Below are 8,725 nucleotides of genomic sequence, written 5' to 3' on the forward strand. Positions count from 1 at the left end.
GGCGTGGGCGTTAGCCCAGCACCGCCAGGATGTCGTCTTCGCGCATCACGACGACTTCTTCACCGTCGATCTTGATTTCCGTGCCCGAGAACTTGCCGAACATGACCTTGTCACCCACGGCGACTTCCGGCTTGCGCACGTCACCGTTTTCCAGCGCCTTGCCGTTGCCCACGGCAACCACTTCACCGCGCTGGGGCTTCTCGGCCGCCGAATCGGGGATCACGATTCCGCCGGGCGTTTTCTGCTCTTCTTCGAGCCGCTTGATGACGACGCGATCATGTAGAGGACGGATATTCATTGCCACCCTTCTCCTCGAAAGTTCAAAGGTTGTTGATTAAAAAGCATCGCGGGAGTCCCCCGCACCAGATCGCCGATTGGCAATCTTGATCAACGCCATTCATGCGGCCTACAGCAGGGCTTTCAAGAGTTGAGCCGGTTTTTTTTGGCTGACGCGTCGTGTACTCGAGAGGCTTCGGATGCACCCAAAAACTGAAACGATTCCTTGTCACATTAGCACGAGCGCAGTATCTTCCGACGATAGTTACACGCCGACGACACGCTCGGCATTCAAGGAGGAGTCATGGCTGAATTCACCCCGCGCCGAGTCGCCATCGTCGGCGGCGCCCGTATCCCGTTCTGTCGCTCGAACACCGAGTACTCGCATCAGTCGAACCAGGACTTGCTGACTGCGGCCTTCAAGGCGCTGTCAACCAAGTACAAGCTGGCCGGCGAGCGTATCGGCGAAGTCTCGGCGGGCGCCGTGCTCAAGCACAGCAGCGATTTCAATCTCACCCGCGAGGCCGTGCTCGGCACCGATCTGGATCCGCACACCCCGGCGTTTGACGTACAGGCCGCCTGTGGCACCTCCCTGCAGACCGCGGTACTGCTGGCCAACAAGATCGCGATGGGCCAGATCGATTCGGCCATCGCCGGCGGCTCGGACACCACCTCGGATGCCCCAATCGCCGTCAATGAAGAACTGCGCAAGATCCTGCTCGACGTCAACCGAGCCAAGACCGGCGGTCAACGGGCCAAGCTGTTGGCCAAGATCCGCCCGCGGCATCTGGCACCCAACCTGCCTTCGGTGACCGAGCCGCGTACCGGCATGTCCATGGGCGAGCACTGTGAGCTGATGGCCAAGGAATGGAAGATCAGTCGGCGCGCCCAGGACGAGCTGGCCATGGCCAGTCACAAGAACGCCGCCCAGGCCTATGTCGACGGCTTCTATGATGATCTGGTCTTCCCGTATCTGGGCGTGGAGCGCGATAACAACATGCGCCCGGATTCCAGCCTGGAGAAGCTGTCCAAGCTCAAGCCCTCCTTCGATCGCGAGAACGGCACGCTGACCGCGGCCAACTCCACGCCGCTCACCGACGGCGCCTCGTCCGTGTTGTTGGCCAGCGAGGAATGGGCCAAGGCGCGCGGCCTGCCGATTCTGGCTTATCTGACGCCGTACTCGCGCACCGCGGCCGTGGATTACGTCGACGGCGGCGAAGGGCTGCTGATGTCGCCGACCTATGCCGTGGCGGATATGCTCGATGCGGCGGGCCTCACGCTTCAGGACTTCGATTTCTACGAGATTCACGAGGCCTTCGCGGCTCAGGTGCTGTGCACCCTCAAGGCGTGGGAGTCGAAGAAATACTGCGAGGAGAAGCTGGGTCGGTCTGAGCCGCTGGGCTCGATCGATACCACCAAGCTCAACGTCAAGGGCTCGTCGCTGGGTGTGGGGCATCCGTTCGCGGCCACCGGCGCGCGCATCGTGGGCACGCTGGCCAAGATCCTGCATCAGGCCGGGCCCAACAAGCGCGGGCTGATCTCGGTCTGTGCCGCCGGCGGCCAGGGCATCACCGCGATTCTGGAATCCGCGGACAGCTGATCCGCCGGATGACAATTAAATGACCAGATGACGGGCTTTCGGGCCCGTCTTTTTTTCTCGGGCGGCGGACTCGTCTAGGGCCTGTTGCCGTTTCATACGAGTCCGCGCCAAGCGCTGTTTTGCGGCAAGACGAGGCGTAGCCCGCGCCGCGCAGTCATTCTGCGCTAGTGGGCTAGAACGCTGTATTGCCGCAAAACAGCGCTTGTCCCGAAGGGTTGGGCCGCCCATAAAAATTGAAGATGGGCGCCCTGCGGCGTTGCGAGTCTTGATCGTGGCACGCCACGACGCGGCAACTCGCGCCTTGCAGGACACGATTTGCGGACGCCAACGCGGCGCTCGCATGAAACGGCAACAGGCCCTAGGCTATCGCGGGTCTTTCGCCCTGGCCTGCTCGATGCAACGCGACCACTGGACCTCTCGTTTCGGCTTCATCATGGCCACTGCCGGGTCGGCCGTGGGCCTGGGCAATATCTGGAAGTTTCCGTACATGGCCGGGGCTCATGGCGGCGGCGCCTTTCTGGTGCTGTACCTGGTCTGTGTGTTGGGCTTTGGCCTGTCGCTGGTCATTGCCGAGCTGCTCGTCGGCCGCATGAGCCGGCTCAACCCGGTGGGCGCCTATCGCAAGGTGGCCGGCGGTGCCTGGCCGGCCGTGGGTGCACTGGGCGTGTTCACGGCGATCATCATCCTGTCGTTCTATTGCGTGGTGGCCGGCTGGACCATCGCGTATCTGGTCTATGCCGTGGAGGGGACGCTCACCCCGACTCGAGCCGGCGGGCTGGATGCCCTGTTCGATAACCTCATCGGCAGCGGGTTGACGCCATTGCTGTATGCCTTTGGCTTCGTCATCGCCACGATTCTCATCGTGGCTCGTGGCGTGGGCCGCGGCATCGAGCGCGCCTCAAAACTGTTCATGCCGCTGCTGGTGGTTCTGTTGCTGGTGATGGCTATCCGCGCGCTTACCCTGCCCGGAGCCACCGACGGCCTGTGGTTTTTCCTCAAGCCCGATTTCAGTGCGCTCGACGGTGCAACCGCTTCGGCGGCACTCGGCCAGGCGTTCTTTTCGTTATCGCTGGGACTGGGCGGCCTGATCACCTACGGCTCGTATATGTCGTCACAGCAGCATCTGGGGCGTGACGCGCTGGCGGTTGTGCTGCTGGATACGGGTATCGCCATTCTGGCCGGCTTGATGATCATCCCCACGATGTTCGCGGCCGGCATGACACCCGATCAGGGCGGGCCTGGCACCACGTTCAAGGTGCTGCCGGCGGTGTTCGCCAGCCTGCCCGGCGGGCACTGGATCGCGATCGGGTTTTTCGCCCTTCTGGTGCTGGCGGCCCTGACCTCGTCGATCTCGATGCTCGAGCCGGTGGTGGCGTATCTGGTGGACGAGCGCCGCGTGTCTCGTACCAAAGCCGCGTGGCTTGCCGGGGCCGTTTGCATGATGCTGGCCGTGCCGGTATCGCTGTCTTTTGGTGCCTGGCAGGGCGTGACGCTGTTCGGGATGACGCTGTTCGGGCTGTTCGATTATTTCGCCAGCAACCTGTCGCTGCCCTTCGGCGGCCTGATGATTGCGATCGTGGTGGGCTGGATTCTCGGGCCGAAAGCGATCGCCGCGATCGGCCCGGCGGGCAGCACGCCGGGCCTGTGGGCGCAGGGCTGGCTGTTCGTGGTGCGCTTCATCGCCCCCGCGGGCATCGTCTGGATCCTGGTACAGGGGCTGCTCTAGGTCACATCGAGGGCAAACACCGAAAACACACGCGACAACGAGCGCGTGTGCACGCCAATTGCATGACGCTACAAACCAAGCACGACAAGGATGACGGATTGATGACACAACAACGGGGGCAATGGGGCACGCGGCTCGGCTTCATCATGGCGGCGGCCGGCTCGGCCGTGGGCCTGGGCAATATCTGGAAGTTCCCCTACATGACGGGCGAGAACGGCGGGGGCGCGTTTCTCGTCATCTATATGGTCTGCATCGTGGTCTTCGGCTTTTCGCTGGTCATGGCCGAGCTGGTGCTCGGGCGCATGGCCCAGAAGACGCCGGTGGCCGCGTTTCGCGAGATCGCCGGGCGGCGCTGGTCGCCGGTGGGCGGGCTGGCCGTGCTCACCGCGTTCGTGATCGATTCGTTCTATGTCGTGGTGGCCGGCTGGACGCTGGCCTATATCGGCTTTGAGGCCTCGGGGGCGCTGGCCACGACCAACAGCGAAACACTCTCGGCCACTTTCAATGACCTGATCGGCAGTCCGATCCAGCCGATCCTTTATGCCGGGGCGTTCACCATCGCCTGTGCGGCGGTGGTCATCGGCGGCGTGGGTTCAGGCATCGAGCGGGCATCCAAGCTGTTGATGCCGGTGCTGTTCGTGCTGCTGGTCGCGCTGGTGGTGCGCGCGGTGACGTTGCCGGGCGCGGCCGAAGGGCTCGAATTCTTCTTCGTGCCGGACTTCTCCAAGGTAACGGGCGAGACGCTGACCGCGGCGATCGGCCAGGCGTTTTTCTCGTTGTCACTGGGCATGGCGGCGATGGTGACCTATGGCTCGTACATACCACGCGAGCGCAATCTGCCGGCCGATGCGTTTGCCGTGGTCTCGTTGGATACGCTGATCGCCGTGTTGGCCGGTTGCATGGTGCTGCCGGCGATGTTCGCGGCCGGCCTGTCGCCGGGCGACGGCGGCGCCGGAGCGACGTTTCTCGTGTTGCCGGCGGTCTTTGATGCCATGCCCGGCGGCGCGCTGTTCGGCGTGGCTTTCTTCTCCCTTCTGGCAGTGGCGGCACTCACCTCGGCCGTGTCGCTGCTCGAGGCGGTGGTCTGTTACCTGTTCGATGAATACGGGCTCAGCCGGGCGAAAGCCACGATCGGCTCGTCCGTGGCATTGTTCTTGCTGGCCATTCCCTCCTCGCTGTCGTTCGGGCTGTTGGCCGGCGCCAAGCTGTTCGGCATGAGCTTCTTCGACCTGCTGGATTACGTGACCAGCTCGATCGCCCTGCCGCTGGGCGGCTTGCTGACCGCGCTGTGCATGGGCTGGGTCGTGGGGCCAAGAGCGGCCCAAGCACTGTCGCCGGCCGGCCGCTCCGCACCGCGCTGGGCCGCATTCTGGTTGTTCGTGCTGCGGTTCGTGGCACCGCTGGGTATCGGCTGGATTCTGGTACAAGGACTGATCGGCTAGCTACCGCGCGGGCCGTATTCGGCCCGTGATCGTATTCAAACCAAGGGGGCTTTATGGACACGATAACGACGCTGTTATCCACGATTTCGGGCTGGGTATGGGGCCCGGTCATGCTCGCACTGCTGCTGGGCACGGGCATTTATCTCACGTTGGGCTTGCGCGGTATTCCGCAGCGCAAGCTGTTCTACGGTTTTTCCATGCTGTTCGCCGGGCGACGACAGACCAGCCAGCCGGGCGACATTACGCCCTTCCAGGCGCTGGCCACTGCGCTATCGGCCACGGTGGGCACGGGCAATATCGCCGGCGTGGCCACGGCGATCCATCTGGGTGGGCCGGGGGCCGTGTTCTGGATGTGGGTCACCGCGCTGGTGGGCATGGCCACCAAGTACGGCGAGGCCGTTCTGGCCGTGAATTATCGCCAGACCAATGCAACAGGCCAGTACGTGGGCGGGCCGATGTATTACATTCGCAACGGGTTGGGCGATAACTGGCGCTGGCTGGCGTTTCTGTTCGCGCTGTTCGCCACGATTGCCGCTTTTGGTATCGGCAATACCGTGCAATCGAATTCGGTATCGCAGGTATTGGCCGAATCGTCTCTTGCCGTGCCGACCTGGTTGACCGGGCTGGTGCTGGCCGCCGGCGTGGCCATGGTGGTGCTCGGCGGCGTGCAACGCCTGGCCCGAGTGACCGAAAAGCTCGTGCCGTTCATGGCCGTGGTCTATGTCATCGGTGCGCTCGCGGTGCTGGCCTTCAATATCGAAGGCGTGCCGGGGGCCTTCTCGCTGATCGTGACCGATGCGTTCACGGGCACGGCCGCGGCCGGCGGGTTTGCCGGGGCCGGCGTGCTGATGGCCATACGTTTTGGCGTGGCCCGCGGTATCTTTTCCAACGAGGCCGGGCTGGGCAGCGCGCCCATCGCCCATGCCGCGGCCCGCACCGACAGCCCGGTGCGTCAGGGCGTGGTGGCGATGCTGGGTACGTTTATCGATACCATCATCGTGTGCAGCCTGACCGCGCTGGTCATCATCGCTACCGGCGCTTGGGACAGCAGCTCGACCGGGGCCACACTCTCCGCCGAGGCCTTCACCAGCGGTCTGCCCGGCCCGGGCGGGGCGATCGTGTCTTTTGGTCTGGTGGTGTTCGCGTTCTCGACCATGCTGGCCTGGAGCTATTACGGCGAGCGCACGGCGGAATATCTGCTGGGCAGCTGGGTGATCACGCCGTATCGCGTGCTCTGGGTGATCGCGGTGTTTGTCGGCGCGATCGCACAGCTCGATCTCGTCTGGCTGGTCGCCGACGTCATGAACGCACTGATGGCCATCCCCAACCTGATCGCTCTGCTGTTGCTGTCACCGGTCGTTTTCCGGCTCACGCGGCGGTATTTCGGCTAGCCCCGTGGCCAACAGGTTGTTGATCCATCCGCCTTGCATCCGCGGCGCGACAACCCAAGTATGAGGATTGCGCATTGATGTCGCCCAACCAATAGCAAGGATTGATCGAGATGAGCCGCCAGGATCAAACGCCGGTCGGCGTGCTGTTCACCAACCTGGGCAGCCCGGACGATACGTCCACGCCGGCCGTGCGCCGGTATCTGCGCGAGTTTCTATCCGACTCGCGCGTGATCGATCTCAACCGCGCGGTCTGGCTGCCGCTGCTTTACGGGGTGATTCTGACCTTTCGTCCGAGGAAGTCGGCCGAAGCGTATCGCACGGTCTGGATGGATGAAGGCTCGCCGCTGATCATCTATGCCCGGCGCCAGGTGGCCGGCATCCAGGCCAAGCTCGATGCACAGCTGGAAACGCCGGTGGTCGTGGCGCTGGGCATGCGCTATGGCAATCCCTCGATCGAGGCCGGCCTGGAAGAGCTGCACGCGGCCGGCTGCAAGAAGGTGCTGGTTTTTCCAGCCTATCCACAGTATTCGGCGACCACCGTGGCCACGACCTTCGACAAGGTCAGCGAAGTGCTCGAGGACTGGCCCGAGCCGCCCCGGCTGCGCCAGATCAACCGTTATCGCCAGGATTCCGGCTATATCGGGGCGCTGGCGAACTCGGTGCGCGAACACTGGGAGGCGCACGGGCGCGCCGACAAACTCGTGATGAGCTTTCACGGCATTCCCAAGCGCTATGTCAAACAGGGTGATCCCTACCCGCGTGACTGTGGCGAGACCGCGCGTCTGCTGGCCGCCGAGCTGGGCCTGGGGCGTAACGACTACAAGGTCTGCTTTCAAAGCCGTTTCGGCCGCGAGCCCTGGCTACAGCCTTATCTCGACGAGACCATGAAGGCCTGGGGCAAATCCGACGATATTCATACCGTGGATGTCATGTGTCCCGGTTTTTCCTCCGACTGTCTGGAGACGCTCGAAGAGATCAAGGAAGAAAACCGCGAGTACTTCGAGGACAACGGCGGTGAGGCCCTGCGCTATATCCCCGCCCTCAATGATCGCGATGATCATATCGAGATGTTCACGCGCCTCATTCGGGAAGAACTGGCGGGCTGGGTCTGATGGATATATTGATCGATCTCGCGGCCGACTACGGCCTGTTTCTGGCCAAGACCGCGACGCTCGTCGTCGCGGCCCTGCTGATCATAGGCACTCTTGTCTCGACCATCGCCGCTGCCCGCGTCGAGAAGAAATCCTCGCTCCGGATCGAGCGCGTCAACGAGCGCCTGACCCAGCTGGCCGATACCCTGGCCGGGGCGATGGATTCCAAGGCCGAGGCCAAGGCGCGTGCCAAAAAACGCAAGGCCCAGGCCAAGAAACGCGCGAAGGAACAACAGCCCGACGACACCTCGCGCCTGTTCGTGCTGGATTTCGACGGCGATATCCGAGCCTCGGCGGTTGAGCAGCTGCGCGAGTCGATCAACGGGCTGGTGCAGATCGCCGGCGAGCACGACGAAGTGTTGCTGCGCCTGGAGTCCGGCGGCGGGCTCGTGCACAGCTACGGTCTGGCCGCCTCACAGCTTGATCGCCTGCGCCAAGCGGGCATCAAACTTACCGTGTCGGTCGATCGCGTGGCGGCCTCGGGCGGCTATATGATGGCCTGCGTGGGCGACCGGATCGTGGCGGCGCCGTTCGCCATCATCGGCTCGATCGGCGTGGTGGCCCAGCTGCCGAATTTTCATCGCTGGCTGGACGAGCGTCATATAGACGTCGAACTGCATACCGCGGGTGATCACAAACGCACGCTGACAATGTTCGGCAACAACAGTGATGCCGATCGCGAGAAGTTTCGCCAGGAACTCGATGATACCCATGGCCTGTTCAAGACCTTCGTGGCCGAGCATCGGCCCGGTCTGGATATCGATGCCGTGGCCACCGGCGAGCACTGGTATGGCCGCCAGGCGATCGACCGGCATCTGGTGGATGACATCGCCACCGGCGACGACCTGATGCTGGCCGCAGCCCGCGCCGAGCGCCCGGTCTATGCCATCACCCATCAGAGCCGTACGGGGCTTGTGAGCCGTGTGGCTGGCCAGGCCAGCCGGCTGTACGCACGCCTGGCCGAAGAACGCGGGATGGCAAAAGCACGTATCGGTTAATCAATAGCGCGAAACTTATCGGCCCGGTCGCTGTCGCAAGCTAAGGGTCTGTTGCCGTTTCGTACGAGCGCCGCGTTGGTGCCCAAAATCTGGCCAGGCAAGGCGCGAGCCGCAGGTCGTGGCGTGCCACGATCAAGGTGA

7 protein-coding genes are annotated in these 8,725 nt (G+C 63.6%); 6 read left to right on the plus strand and 1 reads right to left on the minus strand.

What is annotated here, in order from left to right; translation table 11 throughout:
• Positions 1-10 precede the first annotated feature (10 nt).
• Positions 11-298 (minus strand): co-chaperone GroES, encoded by a 288-nt coding sequence (gene groES / locus SAJA_RS12675; RefSeq protein ID WP_123659037.1) that lies wholly within the window; start codon positions 296-298, stop codon positions 11-13.
• 282 nt (positions 299-580) lie between these two features.
• Between groES and SAJA_RS12680 the strand changes: the two genes are divergently transcribed.
• The 6 genes from SAJA_RS12680 to sohB all read left to right on the plus strand — a co-directional run bounded on the left by SAJA_RS12680 (position 581) and on the right by sohB (position 8,584).
• On the plus strand, positions 581-1,876 hold the full coding sequence (locus SAJA_RS12680; protein ID WP_123659038.1) for an acetyl-CoA C-acetyltransferase: 1,296 nt from the start codon (positions 581-583) through the stop codon (positions 1,874-1,876).
• Between the two features lie 340 nt (positions 1,877-2,216).
• Entirely contained in the window at positions 2,217-3,602 is a 1,386-nt protein-coding gene (locus SAJA_RS12685; RefSeq protein WP_123659039.1) for a sodium-dependent transporter, read from the plus strand.
• 62 nt (positions 3,603-3,664) lie between these two features.
• The gene (locus tag SAJA_RS12690; protein ID WP_245963319.1) at positions 3,665-5,044 is read left to right on the plus strand and encodes a sodium-dependent transporter; all 1,380 of its coding nucleotides are present in this window, start codon (positions 3,665-3,667) and stop codon (positions 5,042-5,044) included.
• Positions 5,045-5,097: 53 nt separating this feature from the next.
• A complete protein-coding gene (locus SAJA_RS12695) occupies positions 5,098-6,435 on the plus strand; it encodes an alanine/glycine:cation symporter family protein (protein ID WP_123659040.1) in 1,338 nt (445 codons plus the stop codon).
• Positions 6,436-6,545: 110 nt separating this feature from the next.
• Complete coding sequence (hemH, locus tag SAJA_RS12700) at positions 6,546-7,547, plus strand: ferrochelatase (protein ID WP_123659041.1); 1,002 nt, start codon at positions 6,546-6,548, stop codon at positions 7,545-7,547.
• The gene (sohB, locus tag SAJA_RS12705; protein ID WP_123659042.1) at positions 7,547-8,584 is read left to right on the plus strand and encodes a protease SohB; all 1,038 of its coding nucleotides are present in this window, start codon (positions 7,547-7,549) and stop codon (positions 8,582-8,584) included. The genes hemH and sohB overlap by 1 nt, the downstream gene beginning before the upstream one ends.
• Positions 8,585-8,725 lie beyond the last annotated feature (141 nt).

Source organism: Salinisphaera japonica YTM-1, from assembly GCF_003788585.1.
Classification (GTDB): domain Bacteria; phylum Pseudomonadota; class Gammaproteobacteria; order Nevskiales; family Salinisphaeraceae; genus Salinisphaera; species Salinisphaera japonica.